Raw genomic sequence first — 20,598 nt, 5'->3', positions numbered from 1 at the left:
GTGATTCCGGCGCGCGCCGACATCGTGGTGGTCGGGGGTGGGAGCGCCGGATGCACACTTGCCGCCACCCTCGCCGGACGCCCGGGCCGCACCGTCGTGCTGCTCGAGAGCGGTCCCGGCTACGCGAGCACCGGTACCGCGCCACCGGAACTGCTGGACGCCTCGAGGCTTCCCGTCGGGCCTGAAAGTCGTTGGACTGCGCAATATCCGGTGCTCCTGGCCGGGAGGCCCGGCACGATTGCCCGGGGCCGGGTGCTCGGAGGATCCGGCGCGGTCAACGGCGGCTACTTCGTCCGCGGGCGCCCGGGAGATTTCGACGCCTGGCCCCCGTCGTGGTCGTTCGACCACGTGCTGCCGTACTTCCGGCTCATCGAGCACGACTCGGACTTCGGCGACGAGTGGCACGGCGCCGCCGGACCGGTACCGGTGTCGCGAACCCCGTGGTCCCGTCTGCACCCCGTGGCGCGCGCGTTCCACGATGCCGCTGTGGCGGCGGGCCATCTTCCGGTGGAGGACCTCAACGCGCCCGGTCCGGTCGGGGTGGGACGCGTTCCCCTCAACATCGCGAACGGGGTACGCATGGGACCGGCACTCTCGTCGTTGATGCCCGCGCTCGCCTCCCCGAATCTGACCGTGTGCTCCGGTACGCGGGCGCGGAGGGTGGTGATGTCCGGTGCCGAGGCGGTAGGGGTGGAGGTGGACGGCGGTGACGGCGTCACGTTCATCGAGGCGGGAAGTGTCGTGCTGTGCGCCGGTGCGGTCGAGAGTCCCCGCCTTCTCCTGCTCTCCGGCATCGGGCCCGCGGACGAACTCGCCACGCTCGGCGTCGCGCCCGTCGTCGACCTTCCCGGGGTCGGTACGGGATTTACCGACCATCCGGAAGTTGCCGTTCCGTACCGGTACCGCAGCGATCTGCCTCTCGGTACGGCTGTACTCGAAACTGTCCTGCACACAGACGAACTCGAACTGCGTCCCTACACGGCTCCGTTCGCCGACTCCGTACCGGGCAGTGGCGCTGCCGTACCTGTGCTGGGCGTCGTCCTCACCCGGCCGCGCAGTCGCGGGCGCCTGATCTTCGACGCACGCGACCCGTACGCCGCGCCTCTCCTGGACTACGGATACCTGGACGACCCTCGCGATCGTGCAGCGCTCCGGCACGGGGTCGCATCGGCGGTCCACCTGCTCGCGGCGATGGACGAGGTCGTGGACCCGCACAGTGTTCCGACGGGCGCAGCGGACGTGGACGACGAGTGGCTCGCGGCGCATCTCGGTACGTCCCAGCACTTGTCGGGCTCGTGCAGGATGGGTTCGGACGATTCGGCGGTCGTCGACGACCGGTGCCGGGTGCACGGCGCCGAGCGTCTCTTCGTCGCCGACACCTCCGTGTTCCCGCAGGTGCCCAGCCGGGGCCCGCATGCCACGGTCGTGATGCTGGCGAGGCGTGTCGCGGACGCCCTCTGAATCCGGCAGGCGTCCGCCAGGGTGCCCCCGAGTGCGATGACACCGACCCGCTGTGATCTGCACTACAGTGGCCCCCGGCGGAACGCGAGGAGGACATCGGTAGATGATCGACCGTGCGGGAGCGAAAGCCCTTTCGTGGATGGCGCTGCATCCTGGGGACGACGCGGAAGCGCACGCCCGTCGACTGTCGGAAGTCCATACGGCTGTGGTGGGATCGGCGTCGAGCAGAGAGCGGTCTGCTGCGCTTGCGTCCCCCGCGGCGGTACGCCCCGTAGTGCGCGACTCGTGGCTCCGTAGCCTCGGCAGGGCGATCGATCCCGACGTCATCGAGCAACCCCTGTTGCTGACCGGCAAGGATCTCGAGGACTACCGCGCGGGACACCCGATGGCGATGATCCGTCCGGTCGTGCGCAAGCTTCTCGTGGAAGATGCGGCCGACAGCGGACTGCTGATCGCGATCAGCGACGAGCGGGGACGACTGCTGTGGATCGAGGGAGACCACGACGCCCGCGACCGGGCGCTGGCGATGAACTTCGCCGAGGGCGCGGATTGGAGTGAGGAGCACGTCGGGACCAACGCTCCCGGCACGGCTCTCACACTCGATCGGTGCGTGCAGATCTTCGGTGCCGAGCACTACAACCGTGCCGTGCACGAGTGGAGTTGCTCGGCGGCCCCCGTCCACGACCCCATCAGCGGCCGCATCCTCGGAGCACTCGACATCACCGGCGGACCGCGCGTCGCGGTGCCGGAGGTTTTACAACTGGTGCGGGCGACGGCTGCCGCTGCCGAAGCCGAACTGCGCCTGTCCATGCTCGAGGGTGCGAGTGCCCAGTCTTCTGCCGCCTGCATGCTCGAAACGTTCGGCCCGGGACGTGCGACGCTCGTTCGCGGACGCGACCGGCTCGCGCTGTCGCAACGGCATGCCGAGATTCTGCTCATTCTCAGCGAGCATCCGGAAGGGGTCGGCGCTCGGAGGCTTGCGGTCCTGCTCGACGAGAACGAACTCGATGCCGTGACGGTGCGCGCCGAGATATCCCGTCTGCGTAGGGTACTCGGGCCGGACACGATCGCGTCCCGGCCGTATCGAGTGCAGAGCGCGCTGCGCACCGATGTTGCGAACGTACGTGCGGCGCTGGATCGCGGGGACCTCGACACCGCGGTGCGCCTCTACACCGGCAGGGTGCTTCCCGGCTCGGGCGCGCCGGGAGTGATCGACGTGGGCGACGAGTTGGATGCCGGAATCCGGGGTGCGCTCCTGCGCCGGGGTGCGGCGCCGCTGCTCGCCCGCTGGACGGCATCGATTCACGGCCGCGAAGACCTGCCGGCGTGGAGTGCGTATCTCGGATGCCTGGACCCGGACTCCACCGTGTTCGCACAGGTCGAGGCGAAGATCCGGATACTCGACCGGAACTTCGCAACCTAGTTGCAACCCCGGCGTTTGTAGTGTCCGGGGTCACACCCTCGACGGGTGATCACCCCGACGCGCAGGAGAACACGATGCCCGAGTACGCCCGCCCCGGTTCGCCCGATGCCCTGATGTCCTTCCGGTCCCGTTACGACAACTGGATCGGCGGTCGATGGGTGGCTCCCGTTTCGGGCGAGTACTTCGAGGACATCACTCCTGTGACCGGACAACCGTTCACCGAGGTCGCGCGTTCGACCGACAAGGACATCGAACTCGCTCTCGACGCCGCGCACGCCGCCGCCTCGGCGTGGGGCAAGACGTCACCGGCGGAACGGGCGCTGATCCTGAACCGGATCGCCGACCGGATCGAAGAGAACCTCGAGGCCGTCGCGGTCGCCGAAACGTGGGACAACGGCAAGCCCATCCGGGAAACTCTCAACGCGGACATCCCGCTGGCGATCGACCACTTCCGGTACTTCGCGGGCGCGATCCGCGCGCAGGAAGGCTCGATCTCCGAGATAGACGCCGATACCGTGGCCTACCACTTCCAGGAGCCTCTCGGCGTCGTGGGCCAGATCATCCCGTGGAACTTCCCGATCCTGATGGCGGTGTGGAAGCTTGCCCCGGCGCTCGCAGCCGGAAATGCCGTGGTGCTCAAGCCCGCCGAGCAGACGCCCGCGTCGATTCTGTATCTCGTCGAGCTGATCGGGGACCTGCTTCCCGACGGTGTGGTCAACATCGTCAACGGTTTCGGAACCGAAGCCGGCAAACCGCTCGCGTCGAGTCCGCGCATCCGCAAGATCGCCTTCACCGGGGAGACCACGACCGGGCGGCTCATCATGCAGTACGCCTCGCAGAACCTCATCCCCGTCACCCTCGAACTCGGCGGCAAGAGCCCCAACATCTTCTTCTCCGACGTGATGTCCGCTCCCGACGACTTCCAGGACAAGGCACTCGAGGGATTCACCATGTTCGCCCTCAACCAGGGCGAAGTCTGCACCTGCCCGTCCCGCGCACTCATCCAGCAGGACATCTTCGACGACTTCCTGTCCCTCGCTGCGGTTCGTACCAAGGCCGTACGGCAGGGAAACCCGCTCGACACCGACACGATGATCGGCGCGCAGGCATCCAACGACCAGCTCGAGAAGATCTTGTCCTACATCGAGATCGGGAAGGGCGAGGGCGCCAAGATCGTCACCGGCGGTGAACGCGCGGACCTCGGCGGTGACCTGTCCGGCGGCTACTACGTGCAGCCGACGATCTTCGAGGGCCACAACAAGATGCGGATCTTCCAGGAGGAGATCTTCGGGCCCGTCGTGTCGGTGACGTCGTTCCGGGACTTCGACGACGCGATCGCGACCGCCAACGACACACTGTACGGTCTCGGCGCCGGTGTGTGGTCGCGCGACGGCGGAGTCGCATATCGCGCCGGCCGCGCGATCCAGGCCGGCAGGGTATGGACCAACACGTACCACCAGTACCCCGCCCACGCGGCTTTCGGCGGCTACAAGCAGTCGGGCATCGGCCGCGAGAACCACCACATGATGCTCGACCACTACCAGCAGACGAAGAACCTGCTTGTCTCCTACGCTCCGAAGGCCCAGGGATTCTTCTGAGTCACTCTCGGCGCCCGCACCTTTCGTACCGGGAGGTGCGGGCGCCGACAGGTTTGTGTGAAAGAGAGGTATGCCGTGTCAGTCCCTGCCAGGGTTTCGGCCACGGTCGCGGCCGTGGATCTTCTGCGCCGCTTGGCTGATCGCAACGGATCGCTGATGATCCACCAGTCGGGAGGATGTTGCGACGGGTCGTCGCCGATGTGCTTTCCCGAAGGCGAGTTTCTGGTGGGCGATCGGGATGTGCTCCTCGGTGTGCTCGACCTCCGTCTCGACGTGGGGCGCACGCTCCCCGATCCGCCTTCCGGTGCCCACTCCGTTCCCGTGTGGATCTCGGGGTCGCAGTTCGAGGTCTGGAAGCACACCTGTCTGGTGCTCGACGTGGTTCCGGGTAGGGGAGCGGGTTTCAGTCTCGAAACGCCCGAGGGCGTCCGATTCCTCGCTCGGGGACGTGTATTCACAGAGCAGGAGAACGCCGCACTTGCGAAATCCGCGGTCGTGCTCGGGAAGGAGTGGGAGAGCGGCGTCAGGCCGGGCGCCTCGCGGGTGCCACTCGTGGTGGCCGATGCCGAGGCCGGATGCGCCGTGCCTCAGTGGCCAGACCGTGACGACGAGACCGGTGCCGGCCCGGATGCTGTCGCCGGAGAGGTCGGTCCACCCGCGAGTGCCTGGTAGCTCACGTTCCACAGCCATTCGACGGGACCCCGCTCGAATCGGGCCAGCCACAGGCGCGCGACGATCATGAGTGTCGCGCAGACGGCGGCGAACAGCGCTACGGTGGCCGGCACGATCGTGTCCCCGTCCAGGCGAGCGGCCATGCCGAATCCCCAGCCGTAGCACACTGTCGAACACAGGATGTTCTGCAATATGTAGCAGCTCAATGCCATTCGCCCCACAGGGCTGAGAGCGGTGCCGACTGCGCCGGGTGCACGGCCGTCGGCATAGCGGTGTGCGACGGCTGCGAGGAGTGCGAAAGCCACGATCGGGGCTGTGCCGTAGCGGCCCAGGACGAGACCCGCGTCCGTCCCGGACAGGCCCAGCGCGAAGTCGATCGGGAGCGCGGCACCGAACCCGACGATCATGAGAATGCGTCGGAGCCGGGCCTGTTCCGGGTCGAGGATGCCGCGGAGGTACAGCCGTGCGCCGATGAGGAAAAGAGCTATCGACAGCGGCAGGATGAAGATTGTTTCCAGCCGGAACAGCGCGATGTTCTCGGCACGGAAGACCACCAGATCCCAGAATGAGCCGTCCGCATAAGGATTGGGGGACAGCGTCCGGTTGCCCGGATTCGCAGGCAGCGCAGCGAGTGCGGCTACCACGACGGCGAGCATCGCGGCGTGCAGAGCGAGTGCGCAGGCGATCCAGATCCGCTGGGAGCGGATGCCGGTAGCCAGGACGAACGCGACGACGAGTCCGGTGACGGCGTATCCGGTGAGCACGTCGAACTCGGTGAACAGGAAGTAGTGCAGTATCCCGTCGATCATGAGAAGTCCTGCCCGCCAAGGGTATTTACCCGGCCACGGAAGTCCCCGTCCGGTCGCCGAACGCTGCTGGATGGCGAGTCCGATGCCGAACATGATCGTGAGGAGCCCGAGGAACTTTCCCTGCGTCACCTGTTGGAGCACGTCTTGGACGAAAGACCAGCTTCCGGTCGCTCGTCCGGTGCCGTTGATATAGCCGACCAATCCTTCCACGTTGGTGAAGATCCAGATGTTGGTACCGAGGGTGCCGAGAATCGCGACCCCTCGTAGTACGTCGAGTGCGGCGTATCGAGGTGTGGTGCTCACGGTGATCCCTTCCGGGGGACGCAGAGCGTAAGTAGCACGGTCGTGCTTACAAAAAGTGATGCTAGCACGACCGTGTTAGCATGGTCCAGTGCCGAAACTGATCGATCACGATGCGAGACAGCAGGAAATAGCAGAGGCCGTCTGGCGGCTGATCCTGCGCGAAGGGGTCGGCGCTGTCTCGATACGGGAGGTCGCGGCCGAGGCGGGCCTGTCTACGGGTTCCGTGCGGCACGTCTTCGGCAGCAAGTCGGAACTGCTCGGCTATTCGATGCGTTTGGTTCACGACCGCGCCGCAGAGCGCGTGTCCGCCCAACTCGGCATTGCCGATGTCAAGGAACGCGCGCGGGCCGTGCTCGGTGAACTCCTTCCGCTCGACGAGGTCCGACGTTGCGAAATGCTGGTCAATCTCGCGCTGATCGCGGAATCTCCCGGACATGACGAACTGCGGCAGATCGCGGTCGGCGCGCAGCGCGCACTGCGGGAAGGGTGTGAGCTCGTACTGGCAGGTCTGGCCGCGGAGGGGCTCGTCGCGCCGGACCGTGATCTCGGGTTGGAAGCCGAGCGTCTGCATGCCGTCGTCGACGGTCTTGCAATGCACCTGCTCGTCGGTGCCGGTGACACCCCGAGGTCCGCCGAGGCGGCGCTCGCCGCGCATATCGATTCGCTGGCCTGACGGCCCCTTGTCACCCGGTGCCGAATTCCCACCGATGCCCACGCGCCCACGCGCGTCCCCGGTACGCCAGAATCGGACCGGGATCCGTCCGGATTCCGCGGTACGCGGGGCATCGGCCCCCCATGTTCGGCGCCCGTCGGGCGGTGAGGAGTGGACGATGGCCTTCGCGGGCAACGTGGATGAGCTGGCCCTGCTGCAGACGGTGCGCCTGAAGAACCAGGTCACCGCGGAAGTGGTTGCTGCGCACCTGGGAGTGACGGTGTCGGCCGGCCAGGCCGCAGTGGATGCGCTCGTCCGGCAGGGCAAGGCCCGAGCGGCCGGCGAGGGCATCGAGCTCACCGACGAGGGGGTTCACGAGCTGACCGGCCAACTCGAGGCGGAACGCGTATCGATCGACGAGGATTCGATCGCGGACCTGCACGATCAATTCCTGCCGCTGGACGATGAACTCGCGGAGCTACTCGCCGAGCCGGAGGCGGACGGGTTCATCGACGCACTGCTCGATTTCGACCGGCGTGCGCAGGCGCTGTTCGACGACGTGTCCGCGTTCGTTCCCCGCCTGTCGCGATACCAGGACCTTTTCGCGGAAGCTCTCGAGAAGGTCAAGGGGGGCGCGCTGGCATGGGCCACCGCGGGCAACATCGATTCCTACTCCGCGGTGTGGGACGAGATGCGGGAGGAACTCAGGGGCGCCGCGGGTCGCTGACCTGGCACTCGTTGTGAGGGTGTGACCGCAGTCATCATTTCCCCCTTTTCGGGGGTGGTCGTGAGTGACCGGTGTCACTACCGTTTCCTTCGTATCCACTGCCACGAAGGAGACCATGATGTCCGGCACCAACGTCGATCCTCTGCCGAGCTACTCCCAGGGCGCCTGGAACGTTCCACTTCTCGGCGACACCGTCGGCGACAACCTCGACCGCACCGCCGCGCGTTTCGGTGACCGTGAGGCGCTCGTCGACCGCGCCGCGGGGAAACGTTGGAACTACACCGAATTCGTAGCGGATGTCGACGCAGTCGCTGTCGGCATGCTCCGGTCGGGCATCGCGAAGGGTGACCGGGTGGGGATCTGGGCCCCGAACTGCTGGGAATGGGTTCTCGTCCAGTATGCAACCGCGAAGATCGGCGCGATTCTCGTCAATATCAATCCCGCGTACCGCTCGCACGAATTGCAGTACGTCCTCGAGCAGGCGGGCGTCCGGATGCTGGTGTCCGCGTCCGCATTCAAAACATCCGACTATGCGCAGATGATCGCGACCGTACGGGCGAACTGCCCCGACCTCGAGGATGTCGTTCTGCTCGGCTCCCCGCGGTGGGACGAGCTCGTCGAGGTGGGACGGGCCGCACTCGCCGACGACCGTCGGGTGCTCACCGAGGCGCAGTCTCAGCTCTCTCCCGACGATCCCATCAACATCCAGTACACCTCGGGGACCACCGGGTTCCCCAAAGGCGCCACGCTCAGTCACCACAATGTGCTCAACAACGGGTTCTTCGTCGGCGAACTCTGCCACTACACGGAATTGGATCGGGTATGTATCCCCGTTCCGCTGTACCACTGTTTCGGTATGACGATGGGCAATCTCGCGTGCACCAGCCACGGCGCGACCATGGTGCTGCCGTCTCCGGCCTTCGATCCCGCGGCCACACTCACCGCAGTGGCGGAGGAGCGATGCACCTCGCTCTACGGCGTGCCGACGATGTTCATCGCCGCGCTGGCGGAACCCGATTTCGCACGGTACGACCTGGCGAGCCTGCGCACCGGAATCATGGCGGGCTCGCCGTGCCCGGTCGAGGTGATGAAACAGGTCATCGATCGGATGGGGATGAACGAGGTGTCGATCTGCTACGGCATGACCGAAACTTCGCCGGTGTCGACGCAGACCCGCAGCGACGACAGCATCGAGCGGCGGGTGGCCACGGTCGGTCGGGTGGGTCCTCACCTCGAGGTGAAGATCGTCGATCCCGGTACAGGTCTGACGGTCCCGCGCGGCGTGCCGGGCGAACTGTGCACCCGCGGATACTCGGTGATGCTGGGGTACTGGGACCAGCCGGAGAAGACGGCCGAGGCGATCGACGTGGCCCGGTGGATGCACACCGGGGACATCGGAGTCATGGACGAGGACGGCTACGTATCCATCACGGGCCGTATCAAGGACATGGTGATCCGCGGGGGAGAGAACATCTACCCCCGCGAGATCGAAGAGTTCCTCTACACCCACCCGGACATTCTCGACGCTCAGGTGGTGGGGGTACCCGACGTGAAATACGGGGAGGAACTCATGGCCTGGGTCCGGATGCGCGAAGGCTCGGAGCGGCCCCTCGACGCGGCGAGCCTCAGGGCGTTCTGCGACGGGAAGCTCGCCCACTACAAGATCCCGCGCTATGTGCACGTGGTCGACGAGTTCCCGATGACGGTCACCGGCAAAGTGCGAAAGGTCGAGATGCGTGAACAGGCTCGGGCGATCATCGAGGCCACCGTGACCGAGCACAACTGACGGCCCTTCGGCACGCATGGGCGAGTAATTCGGCCGTACCCGCCCCGAACCGGTCACTTTCGTCGGTTTCAAGGCAGACACTGAAGGGGTAAAGAGTCGTCGACGATGCGCAGCCACCGGGCGGCGCCGCAGCAGAGGGGCTCACCATGGGACAAATCATCGGCACGATCATTTTCGGTGCGGTCATCGGGATCCTGGCCAGATTGGTGATCCCGGGCAAGCAGGCCATGGGCATGATCATCACGATCGTCATCGGCATCATCGGCGCGCTGATCGGCTACTGGCTGTGGGGCCTGATCTCCTCCGAGGGCAACGAGAACACCAGCGGCATCGACTGGATCCGATGGATCATCAGCATCATCGTGGCCGTGGTCCTCACCCTGATCTACACCGGCGCTACCCGCGAGCGGAGTCGGTAACCCGTTCGAGGTGCCCCGCCCGGCCACACCGGGCGGGGCCAGACGTGTCTCCGCCTCGGCCCCGAAAGTGAGTTGCCGTGCAGCCGCAGTGGATTCCCCACGACGCCGCCGTTGCGCGAGCGAACATCACGGAGTTCGCGCGGTTCGCCGAACGGCGTCACGGACTGAGCCTGCCCGATTACGGGTCGCTGTGGCGATGGTCGGTCGACGCCCCGGGAGACTTCTGGAAAGCGGTGTGGGACCGGTTCGAGGTGGTGTCGCACACCGACCCCGGACCGGCTCTCGCCGACACGGCCATGCCCGGAGCCGTGTGGTTTCCCGGTGCGCGGCTGAACCTCGTCGAGCACGTCTTCCGTGATCGGCCGCCGCAAGGGCCAGCCGTCGTCCACCTCGACGAGGCCGGGCACCGCAGCGAGATGACGTGGTCGGAACTCCGTAGCCGGACAGCCGCGTTCGCCGCCACGCTCCGGGAGCACGGAGTCGGACCGGGGGACCGGGTCGTCGGCTACCTTCCCAACATCCCGGAGGCCGTCGTCGCACTGCTCGCGACCGCGAGTATCGGGGCTGTCTGGGCCGCGTGCGGGCAGGACTATGCCGCTCCGGCTGCGCTCGACCGGCTGGGTCGACTCGAGCCGAAAGTCCTCGTCACAGCGACCGGATACGCCTACGCGGGCACGTGGCACGACCGGACGAACGAAATGACATGGCTGCGCGACCGACTACCCGGTCTCGGCCTGACAGTCGTCGTCCCCAGCGCGCCGGCCCGAGAGATCTCCCCACCCACCGCGACGTCCCCGTCGGTGCTGAACTGGGAAGAGGCGGCCCTGAGGCAGGACGCAACCCTCGACACCGTCGCGGTTCCCTTCGACCACCCGTTGTGGGTGGTGTTCTCCTCGGGTACGACAGGACCACCCAAGGGCATCGTCCACGGTCACGGCGGGGTCCTGCTCGAGCATCTCAAAGCACTGTCACTCCACCTCGACCTCGGTCCGCACGACCGCTACTTCTGGTACACGAGTCCGAGCTGGATGATGTGGAACTTCCTCGTCTCCGGACTTCTCGTGGGCGCGACCATCGTCTGTTACGACGGTGCGCCGTCGCATCCCGAGATCGACCGCCTCTGGCGGACCGCTGCCGACGAACACGTCACGGTTCTCGGGACCAGTCCCGCCTACATCGCGGCCTGCGCCGAGGCGGGGGTGGTGCCCCGCGTCGACCACGATCTGTCCGCCCTGCGCGCCGTGGGCGTCACGGGCTCGACGCTGTCCGCGTCGGGGTCGCTGTGGCTGTCGGAGAACGTCGGCTCCGATGTGCAGGTCATGTCGATCTCCGGTGGCACCGACGTGGTGTCGGCGTTCGTCGGAGCCGCGCCGACAGTGCCCGTGTGGCCGGGCGAAATCTCTGCGCCGTGCCTCGGCGTCGCCGTGGACGCGTACGACGAGCACGGCCGTCCCGTGCGCGGCCGTGTCGGAGAACTGGTGGTGACCGCTCCCATGCCGTCGATGCCCGTCCGGTTCTGGGATGACCCGGACGGCAGCCGGTACCGCGAGTCGTACTTCTCGGTCTACCCGGGCGTCTGGCGTCACGGTGACTGGATCACCGTCACCGACCGGGGCACGTTCCTCATGCACGGACGCTCCGACTCCACCCTGAACCGTCAGGGAGTCCGGATGGGCAGCGCCGACATCTATCAGGTCGTGGAGAGTCTGCCCGAAGTCACCGAATCGCTGGTCCTGGGAATCGAACAGCCCGACGGCTCGTACCGGATGCCGCTGTTCGTCGTGCTTGCAGACGGCACGGAACTCGACGACCGCGTGGCGGAACGGATCCGTTCGGCGATTCGCGCGCAACTGTCCCCGCGGCACGTGCCCGACGAGATCGTCGCCGCGCCGGGGGTCCCGCACACCCGCACCGGGAAGAAACTCGAGGTGCCGCTCAAACGAATTCTGCAGGGAGCCGACCCGTCAACTGCCGTGGATCGCGCCGCAATCGACGCACCGGAACTGATCGACTGGTACCACGACCAGCGGTGATGCACACCACTTATAAGCGTGACCTAACTGGACTCTGCAGGTCCGGAATGGTCGGATTGCCGGTATGGACATCGCCATCAAGATTTTTCTCATCCTGCACTTCATCGGTCTCGCCAGCATCATCGGCTCTTGGCTCACGGTGCTCAAGCAGCCGCGCGTCGTCGTCGGCATGCTGCACGGCGCGATCCTTCAGGTGGTGACCGGTATCGCGCTCGTGGGTCTCCGCGAAGCTCAGGACGTCGTCGAGGTGAACCACATGAAGATCGGCATCAAGCTGCTGATCGCCCTGGTCATTCTCGTCGTCGCGATCATCGGCCTGAAGAAGGAGAAGAAGAACCCGGGTTCGACCGCAGTTCTGGCGCACACGGCCGGCATCCTCGCCATCGTGAACGTGATCATCGCCGTGTCCTGGTGACCTTCGACGGCTCGTTCCCTCGGTGAGCCGGGGCCTGTGTCGGAACCCTGTAGATTGTTCCGGGTGTGTACGACATGGGCTCCGGTACCGACCGGTAAGTAAGCTGCTTCGGGCGCCTCGGCCCGTCAGGCGGGGGTCCGCTACTGCGTCCGGTCCTGCGGAATGTCTCACCGCCCGGCCACGCCGTAACGATCTCCCCCTGATGCGCAGATACCCCTAGAGGTTGCGTGCATGTTCGTGTCGGGAGCGCGGGCAACTGCCCGGTGCTGAGAGGAAGGTTGGGGGATTTGGACTCGCTCGGGAAAGGCGGATCGCAGGCGCAGAACGCGGGGGGCGCGGTACCGCCCGGAGCGTTCCCGCTCTCGCCTGCGCAGTTGGGCATGTGGTTCGCCCAGCACGTCGACCCGACAGTGCCCGCCAACATCGCTCAATACGTCGAGCTCGAGGGTGACCTCGACGTCGATCTCCTCCGCGAATCCAGTGCCCGCGCTGCGCTCGAAATGGGATCCGGGTTCCTCCGGTTCATCGAGGTCGGGGCACAGCCCTACCAACTCGTCGATCCCTCGCTCGAAGCGCCGCTCGGTTTCGTCGATCTGAGCGGTGTCGACGACCCCCGCCAGGCTGCGCTCGACTGGATGCGCGACGACCGCAGCCGTCCCGTCGATGTACTGCGCGACCGTCTCATCGCCGCAACCGTGCTCCGGATCGGCGAACACCGCTACTTCTGGTACAACCGCGTGCACCATCTGGCACTCGACGGTTTCGCCGCCGCCACGTTCATGACCCGCATCGCCGAGTTGTACACGGCAGCGGTCGAGGGCGTCGAGCCGTCCCCGAACCGCGCGTCGGATCTGCACAAGGTCTACGACGTCGAGATGGAGTACCGCGGTTCGAAGCGATTCCTCGACGACCGTGAATACTGGGCCCGGCAGATCGACGGGATCGAGGAACCCACCAGCCTCTCCGGCCGGACCGCCGCGCCCGCGCCGGTCAGCCGCATCGACACCGCCGCGCTGTCCGAGGAGACCGAACGGCGAGTCGACGAACTCGCCGAGCGCGAGGGTGCGAGTCTGGCCACCGCCGTCGTCGCTGCCTTCGCCGCGTATCTCGCACAGATGACCGGCCGAACCGACGTCGTGCTGAGCTTGCCCGTCGCGGCGCGCACCACTGCGGTGCTCCGACGCTCGGGCAGCATGGTCTCGAATGTGGTGCCGCTGCGCCTGAGCGTCACCGACGAGACGACCGTCCGCGATCTGATCGCCGCGTCGGGCGCGGCCGTCTCGGGTGCACTTCGCCATCAGCGTTACCGGCACGAGGACATCGTCCGCGACCGCGACGCCGGATCGGCGGGACAGGCGACGTTCTTCGGCCCGTGGGTCAACATCATGCTGTTCGACAACGAGGTCCGTCTCGGGGACATGGTCGGCGGAATCAACATTCTGTCGACCGGCCTGATCGAGGATCTCGGTGTCAATGTCTACCGCAGCGGCGGCGCTCACACGCACATCGACTTCGAGTCCAATCCCAATCTGTACCGCTCGGAGCAGTCCCGCGCCGACCACGCTCGTTTCATCGAGTTCTTCGACCGGTTCGTCGGATCGGATCCGGAACGGTGCGTGTGGGATATCCCTCTTGCGGGACGCGCCGAACTCGACGATGCGGTCATCGAGTGGAACCGCACCGACCATCCCGTCCGGCAGCGCGATATGCTCGCCCAGTTCCGTGAACAGGCTGCCGAAACCCCTGACGCCACGGCGCTGATCTTCGAAGGCGAGTCGCTGACCTACGGCGAATTCACTTCCCGTGTCAACACTCTCGCGCGCACACTGATCGGTCTCGGAGTCGGACCCGAATCGCTTGTCGGGCTGTGCATCCGGCGCTCGCTCGACCTCGTCGTCGGCATGTACGCCATCGTCGAGGCCGGCGGTGCGTGGGTGCCGATCGATCCCGACCATCCGGCCGACCGGACCGGCTACATCCTCGACACGGCGAAACCGGCCGCAGTACTGACCACGGCGCGCGACGACGTGGACCTGCCGGACGGCACCGTCACGCTCGAGATCGACACCTTCGACTACTCGCGCGGTGACGCACGTCCGATCTCCGACGCGGAGCGGCATGGTCCGATCCTGCCCGATACCACCGCGTACGTCATCTTCACCTCGGGTTCGACCGGTCGGCCCAAGGGCGTGGCTGTGAGCCATGCCGCCATCGACAACCAGATCCAGTGGATGAACGACCAATACGGCGTGACGTCCCAGGATGTGTACCTGCAGAAGACCGCAACGACGTTCGACGTGTCGCTGTGGGGATTCTTCATGCCGCTGCGTGTCGGCGCGACCCTCGTGATCGCGACGCCCGACGGGCACCGCGACCCGGTCTACGTGGCGAACAAGATCGCCGAACACCGTGTGACGATCACCGATTTCGTGCCGTCGATGCTCACCGTCTTCGTGGCCAACGCCGCCGACGGGAGCTGCGACTCCCTGCGGCACGTCTTCGTCATCGGCGAGGCACTGCCGTCCGAGACGGCAGCCGAGTTTGCCCGGCTGTGTCCGGCGGGCTTGCACAACCTGTACGGACCCACCGAGGCGGCGGTGTCCATCACCTACCACCGCGCGGGCCCTGCCGACGTGCACAGCGTCCCGATCGGTGTCCCCCAATGGAACAGCCGCGCGTACGTTCTCGACCGGCGGCTTCGCCCGGTGCCGGTCGGGCGACCGGGCGAGCTCTACTTGGCGGGCGTTCAACTCGCACGTGGCTACCTCGATCGTCCTGACCTGACCTCCGATCGCTTCCTCGCGGACCCGTTCGGTGCACCCGGCGAACGGATGTACCGCACGGGCGACCTCGTGCGCTGGGAAGCCGGGCCCGACGGCACCGGAATCCTCGAGTACATCGGCCGAACCGACTTCCAGATCAAGTTCCGCGGACAGCGCATCGAACTCGGTGAAATCGAAGCGGTGCTGCTCGCTCATCCCGCCGTCTCGCAGGCAGTCGTTCTAGTGGTCTCCACCCCCACGGGCGACCAGCTCGTCGGTTACCTGGTGGCCGCGCCCGCGCAGACGATCGACGTCACCGACCTTGCAGATCACGCGGGTCGCTCGCTTCCGTCGTACATGGTGCCCGCATCGCTCATGGTGCTCGACGCGCTCCCGCTCAACACCAGCGGAAAGCTCGATCGGAAAGCCCTGCCGGAACCTGTCTTCAGCAGCACCCGTACCTTTCGCGAGCCCTGCAGCCCTGCCGAACGCGTGGTGGCCGCAGCCTTCGGCGACGTACTCGGCGCGGAGCGGGTCGGTCTCGACGACGACTTTTTCGAGCTCGGCGGCAATTCGCTGGTCGCGACCCAGGTCGTCTCACGCATCGGCGCGGCCCTCGATACCCAGGTTCCTGTACGCGCGCTGTTCGAGGCATCCACCGTAGGGGGACTCGCCACACGCATCGCGAAGCAGGTCGGTTCCGGTGCCCGAGCTCCGCTCACCGCAACCGTCCGACCCGATGTGCTGCCGCTTTCCACTGCGCAACAACGGATCTGGTTCCTCAATCGGTTCGACGTCACCACTGCGGCGTACAACCTGCCCTTCACCGTGCGGATGACAGGTGCGGTGGATCCGCGTGTCGTGTCCGATGCGTTCTCGGACGTGGTGGCTCGGCACGAGAGCTTGCGCACCGTCTATCCCGAAGTGGACGGCGACCCCCATCAGGTGATCCTGCCGCTCGAGCAGGCCGTCTCCCCGCTCGAACCGATCGATGTGGACGAGGTCGGTCTGCGGGCAGCGGTCGTCGAACTAGCAGGACGCGGTTTCGACGTCGCGATCGAGGTTCCGTTCCGAGTCGCGCTGTTCCGGCTCGCTCCCGACACCTATGTGCTCGCGATGGTGCTGCACCACATCGCAGCCGACGGATCCTCGTTCGGACCGTTCGCGCAGGATGTCGTCACCGCCTACACGGCGCGCGCCGAGGGACACGAACCGCGCTGGTCGCCCCTGCCGATCCAGTACGCCGACTACGCCCTGTGGCAACGACAGGCTCTCGGAAGTGAGTCCGATCCGGGTTCGGCTGCTGCGCAACAAATCTCTTTCTGGGTTCGGGAGCTCGACGGCCTCCCGGATCAGCTGGACCTGCCGGCGGACCGGATGCGCCCTGCCGTCGCAAGCTACCACGGTGCCAAGCACCGATTCGAGATCGGCGCCGAGACACACCGTGGACTCGTCGAACTTGCTCGCGGACACAGCGCCTCGCTGTTCATGGTCGTCCACGCCGCCTACGCGGTCCTCCTGTCACGACTGAGCGGATCGAACGATATCGCCGTCGGCACCGCCGTCGCGGGACGCGGCGAAAAGGAACTCGACGATCTCATCGGCATGTTCGTGAACACGCTGGTGCTGCGCACGCGGGTCGATCCCGGCCTCTCGTTCGGTGAATTCCTCGACGTGGTCCGTGAAGTCGACCTGACCGCATTCTCGAACGCGGACGTGCCGTTCGAGCGTCTCGTCGAGGTGCTCAACCCGGCTCGATCGACAGCGCGTCATCCGCTGTTCCAGGCGGCGCTGTCGCTCGAGCCCGGTTCAGCACGTGAGGTGTCCTTCGCCGGAGTCCGCGCCGTGGGCACCGAACTGGAGATGCCGATCTCGAAGTTCGACATCCAGCTGTGGCTGACCGAAAAGACCGGCAGCGACGATGAACCCGCCGGCCTGGGTGCCACCTTCGAGTACGCGACGGATCTCTTCGACGCCGGTACGGTCGCCGTCTTCGCAGAACGTTTCGTGCGGATCCTCGACGGCATCGTCGCGGACACGTCGGCATGTGTGGGCGACCTGTCCATCCTTTCTCCCGGCGAAGCCGAGCTGCTACTCACCACGACGGGTCCCGATGCGGGTGAACCGGCCACGCTCGTGGACCTGCTCACCGCGGGTGTCGCCGCCCACCCCGAGCGGCCCGCCGTTCGCGACGGTGACATCGTGCTGACGTATCGCGATCTCGACGCGTGGTCGAGCTGGATCGCGCGTTACCTGATCGAGCGTGGCGTAGGGCCCGGCGGCATTGTCGCGCTTGCCTTCCCTCGCTCGTGGGAGATGGTGCTCGGTGTGTGGTCCGTTGCGAAGACGGGAGCAGCCTACGTCCCGGTCGACCCGGAATACCCGGTCGACCGAGTCACCCACATGCTCGAGGACTCGTCGGCTCTGCTGGGCCTGACGACGGAGGAACACGCCGCCGGTCTGTCGCCCGCCGTCGAATGGGTTCGCTTCGACGACCCGGCGTTCGTGGCCGCGTGCTTGGCCCACTCGGGAGCTCCGGTCACCGACGAGGAGCGGTGCGCTCCGCTCCGGGTCGATCACCTCGCATACGTCATCTACACCTCCGGGTCCACCGGGCGCCCGAAGGGCGTCGCGGTCACCCACCGTGGTCTCGCCGGCCTCGTCCGCGACTGTGTCGACCTCTACGGGGTGACTTCCGAGTCGCGGATTCTGCAGATCTGTTCGCCGAGTTTCGACCCCTCGGTTCTCGACTGGGCTATGGCCGGCTACACCGGTGCCGAACTGGTGATCACTCCGCCGACGATCTACGGCGGTGCCGAACTGCGGGCGCTGATCCAGCAGACCGGTGTCACCCACGCGACCATCACGCCTGCGGTGCTGGGCTCCGTGGATCCCGCGGGCCTCGACTCGCTCCAGAGCCTCAACGTCGGTGGAGACGTCTCCACGACGGAACTCGTGGCCCGGTGGGCGCCCGGCCGCCGATTCTTCAACGCGTACGGACCGACCGAGACCACGATCGTGTCGACCCGCGCTCTGCTCGATGCCTCGGGGCCGATCACCATCGGCGGCCCGACCGCGGGCGTCCAGGCACTCGTGCTCGACGGCCGTCTTCGTCCGGTCCCCGCAGGAGTGTCGGGAGAGCTGTATCTCGCCGGCGACGCTCTCGCGCGGGGCTATCACCGACGTGCTGCGCTCACCTCGGATCGGTTCGTCGCGAACCCCTTCGGAGCGCCGGGTACCCGCATGTACCGGACCGGTGACGTGGTGCGCTGGGACGATCAGCGCCGCCTCGTGTTCGCCGGCCGATCCGACTTTCAGGTCAAGGTCCGCGGATTCCGGATCGAACTGGGCGAGATCGACGCTGCGTTGCAGACGCATTCGCTCGTCGACTTCGCAACCACCGTGGGCCACGACATGCCTTCGGGACAGACCGCACTCGTGTCGTACGTGCACGGCGCTCCGGGTATCGACCCGTCGGCGTTGTCCGACCACGTGGCCCGGTCGTTGCCGTCGTACATGGTGCCCTCGCAGATCGTCGTGCTCGACGAGATCCCGCTGACGCCCGTCGGAAAGCTCGACCGCCGAGCCCTGCCGGAGCCCGAACTAGGGATCAGCTACCGCGAATTCCGCGCGCCGACGACGCCCATCGAGGGAACCGTCGCTGCCGTCTTCGCCGAGGTGCTCGGCGTGCAACGTGTCGGACTCGACGACGACTTCTTCGAACTGGGCGGAAACTCGCTCCTCGCCACCCAGGTGGTGTCCCGGCTGGGTGTGGCACTCGACGCACAGGTTCCCGTGCGTGCGCTGTTCGAATCGAGCACCGTCGCCGCCCTGGCAGTTCGCGTCGAGCAGGAGGCCGGGCGCGGTGCCCGAGCGGCACTGGCGAAAATGCCGCGGCCCGAGCGTGTTCCGCTGTCCTTGGCGCAACAGCGCATGTGGTTCCTCAACCGCTTCGATTCCCGCTCGGCGACGTACAACCTCCCGATGGCGTTGCGGCTGACCGGAGCCCTCGACGTAGCGGCACTTCAGGTGTCGATCATGGATGTGATCGACCGTCACGAGTCGCTGCGCACCGTCTTCCCCGATTCGCCGGAGGGACCCCACCAGGTCGTACGGGCGGCCGCGGAAGTCGTGCCCAATCTGACCCCGCTCCGGATCGACCGGGACGGGTTGGCCGGTGCGATGCGCCGACTCGCGTCCACCGGGTTCGACGTCACCTCCGAGGTGCCGATCCACGCCGAACTCTACGAACTCGACCGCAACGAGCACATTCTCGCGCTCGTGGTCCACCACATTGCCGCAGACGGATGGTCCACCGGACCGATGGCACGCGACATCATGGTCGCGTACGCCGCACGCACCGAGTGGGAAGAGCCCTCGTGGGCACCGCTTCCCGTTCAGTACGCCGACTACACCCTGTGGCAGCGGGAAGTCCTCGGTTCCGAGGACGATGCGCAGTCGCTGATCTCCGGTCAGCTCGACTACTGGCGTCGCGCGCTCGCCGACGTTCCCGACCAGTTGGATCTTCCGGCTGATCGTCCCCGCCCGGCGACGCAGTCGTTCGCCGGCGCGACCGTGGATTTCTCGATCGATCCGAGCTTGCATCGAGACCTCGTGGCGTTCGCTCGCACGCGCAACGCTTCCCTGTTCATGGTCGTGCACGCGGCCTTGAGCATATTGCTGGCACGATTGTCCGGTCAGCGCGACATCACGATCGGTACGCCGGTGGCCGGACGTGGCGAGCAGTCGCTCGACGACCTTATCGGTATGTTCGTCAACACTCTGGTGCTCCGCACCGACGTCGATCCGGACGCGCAGTTCACCGACCATCTCGCACGGGCACGCGAAGCAGCACTGGGTGCCTTCGGGCACGCGGATGTCCCCTTCGAGCGTCTGGTCGAGGTTCTCAACCCCACTCGGTCCACGGCTCGGCACCCGCTGTTCCAGGTCATGCTCTCGTTCGAGAATCTAGGTGCAGCGCACGTCGAACTTCGCGGTCTGACCCTCGACCTGCTCGAGATCAACACCGCGGTCGCCAAGTTCGATCTGCAATTGACGTTGTCGGAGGGCTTCGCGGAGGACGGTTCGCCGGACGGTCTCCGTGCGGAGTTCACCTATGCGACCGAGCTCTTCGATGCTTCGACGGTCGAGGGCTTTGCGGAGCGGTTCGTGCGGATCCTCGAGGCGGTGGTGGCTGATCCGGCGCGGCGGGTGGGCGATATCGATCTGCTGGGCGCCGATGAGCGGGTGAGGGTGCTCGAGCGGTGGAACGATACGTCGCATCCGGTGCCGGAGTCGACGTTGCTGGATCGGTTCGATGCGCAGGTCGCTGCGTCGCCGGACGCGGTCGCGGTGGTATTCGAGGGCGAGTCGTTGACGTATGCGCAGTTCGATGCGCGGGTCAATCAGCTTGCGCGGTATCTGATCTCGCGGGGTGTGGGTCCGGAGACGACGGTGGGGTTGGCGGTGCGCCGGTCGTTGGATCTGCTGGTGGGGATGTATGCGATCGTGCGGGCGGGCGGCGCCTATGTGCCGATC

12 protein-coding genes are annotated in these 20,598 nt (G+C 66.6%); 11 read left to right on the top strand and 1 reads right to left on the bottom strand.

All coding sequences use genetic code 11. The features are described 5' to 3' along the window. From mftG to HF886_RS00045, 4 genes are all read left to right on the top strand, one after another. Positions 1-1,461: a mycofactocin system GMC family oxidoreductase MftG gene (mftG, locus tag HF886_RS00060; protein ID WP_169651228.1), complete on the top strand. Its 1,461-nt coding sequence runs from the start codon at positions 1-3 to the stop codon at positions 1,459-1,461. Positions 1,462-1,564: 103 nt separating this feature from the next. Beyond that, complete coding sequence (locus tag HF886_RS00055) at positions 1,565-2,884, top strand: helix-turn-helix domain-containing protein (RefSeq protein WP_169651227.1); 1,320 nt, start codon at positions 1,565-1,567, stop codon at positions 2,882-2,884. Between the two features lie 74 nt (positions 2,885-2,958). Continuing rightward, positions 2,959-4,482 carry an aldehyde dehydrogenase gene (gene adh, locus HF886_RS00050; RefSeq protein WP_169651226.1) on the top strand — a complete coding sequence of 508 codons (1,524 nt, stop codon included), beginning with the start codon at positions 2,959-2,961 and terminating at the stop codon, positions 4,480-4,482. A gap of 75 nt (positions 4,483-4,557) precedes the next feature. Further along, positions 4,558-5,154 (top strand): DUF779 domain-containing protein, encoded by a 597-nt coding sequence (locus HF886_RS00045; RefSeq protein ID WP_169651225.1) that lies wholly within the window; start codon positions 4,558-4,560, stop codon positions 5,152-5,154. Here HF886_RS00045 and HF886_RS00040 read toward each other — a convergent pair. Next, entirely contained in the window at positions 5,070-6,272 is a 1,203-nt protein-coding gene (locus tag HF886_RS00040) for a DUF418 domain-containing protein (RefSeq protein ID WP_169651563.1), read from the bottom strand. The genes HF886_RS00045 and HF886_RS00040 overlap by 85 nt on opposite strands. 82 nt (positions 6,273-6,354) lie before the next feature. On the opposite strand from HF886_RS00040, the gene HF886_RS00035 reads away from it, so the two are divergent. The 7 genes from HF886_RS00035 to HF886_RS00005 form a co-directional block, all read left to right on the top strand. Continuing rightward, the gene (locus HF886_RS00035) at positions 6,355-6,939 is read left to right on the top strand and encodes a TetR family transcriptional regulator C-terminal domain-containing protein (RefSeq protein ID WP_169651224.1); all 585 of its coding nucleotides are present in this window, start codon (positions 6,355-6,357) and stop codon (positions 6,937-6,939) included. Between the two features lie 157 nt (positions 6,940-7,096). Further along, complete coding sequence (locus HF886_RS00030) at positions 7,097-7,645, top strand: hypothetical protein (protein WP_169651223.1); 549 nt, start codon at positions 7,097-7,099, stop codon at positions 7,643-7,645. Positions 7,646-7,763: 118 nt separating this feature from the next. Further along, complete coding sequence (locus HF886_RS00025; protein ID WP_169651222.1) at positions 7,764-9,431, top strand: AMP-binding protein; 1,668 nt, start codon at positions 7,764-7,766, stop codon at positions 9,429-9,431. 146 nt (positions 9,432-9,577) lie between these two features. Further along, on the top strand, positions 9,578-9,850 hold the full coding sequence (locus HF886_RS00020) for a GlsB/YeaQ/YmgE family stress response membrane protein (RefSeq protein ID WP_169651221.1): 273 nt from the start codon (positions 9,578-9,580) through the stop codon (positions 9,848-9,850). Between the two features lie 77 nt (positions 9,851-9,927). Beyond that, positions 9,928-11,883 (top strand): acetoacetate--CoA ligase, encoded by a 1,956-nt coding sequence (locus tag HF886_RS00015; protein WP_169651220.1) that lies wholly within the window; start codon positions 9,928-9,930, stop codon positions 11,881-11,883. A gap of 64 nt (positions 11,884-11,947) precedes the next feature. After that, the gene (locus HF886_RS00010) at positions 11,948-12,298 is read left to right on the top strand and encodes a hypothetical protein (RefSeq protein WP_169651219.1); all 351 of its coding nucleotides are present in this window, start codon (positions 11,948-11,950) and stop codon (positions 12,296-12,298) included. 287 nt (positions 12,299-12,585) lie between these two features. After that, a partial coding sequence (locus HF886_RS00005) for a non-ribosomal peptide synthetase (RefSeq protein WP_169651218.1) occupies positions 12,586-20,598 on the top strand: 8,013 nt, incomplete at its 3' end.

The organism is Rhodococcus sp. 105337 (assembly GCF_012844225.1).
In the GTDB taxonomy this organism is placed as follows: domain Bacteria; phylum Actinomycetota; class Actinomycetes; order Mycobacteriales; family Mycobacteriaceae; genus Rhodococcus.
The sequence above is the reverse complement of the archived record's forward strand: the minus strand, read 5'-3'. Positions and strand labels throughout refer to the sequence as shown.

What these genes read in the sequence shown, in the direction of transcription:
- HF886_RS00020 (WP_169651221.1), top strand. Translation starts at nt 9,578, where the DNA reads ATGGGACAAATCATCGGCACGATCATTTTCGGTGCGGTCATCGGGATC.
- HF886_RS00025 (WP_169651222.1), top strand. Translation starts at nt 7,764, where the DNA reads ATGTCCGGCACCAACGTCGATCCTCTGCCGAGCTACTCCCAGGGCGCC.
- HF886_RS00010 (WP_169651219.1), top strand. Translation starts at nt 11,948, where the DNA reads ATGGACATCGCCATCAAGATTTTTCTCATCCTGCACTTCATCGGTCTC.
- HF886_RS00055 (WP_169651227.1), top strand. Translation starts at nt 1,565, where the DNA reads ATGATCGACCGTGCGGGAGCGAAAGCCCTTTCGTGGATGGCGCTGCAT.
- HF886_RS00030 (WP_169651223.1), top strand. Translation starts at nt 7,097, where the DNA reads ATGGCCTTCGCGGGCAACGTGGATGAGCTGGCCCTGCTGCAGACGGTG.
- adh (WP_169651226.1), top strand. Translation starts at nt 2,959, where the DNA reads ATGCCCGAGTACGCCCGCCCCGGTTCGCCCGATGCCCTGATGTCCTTC.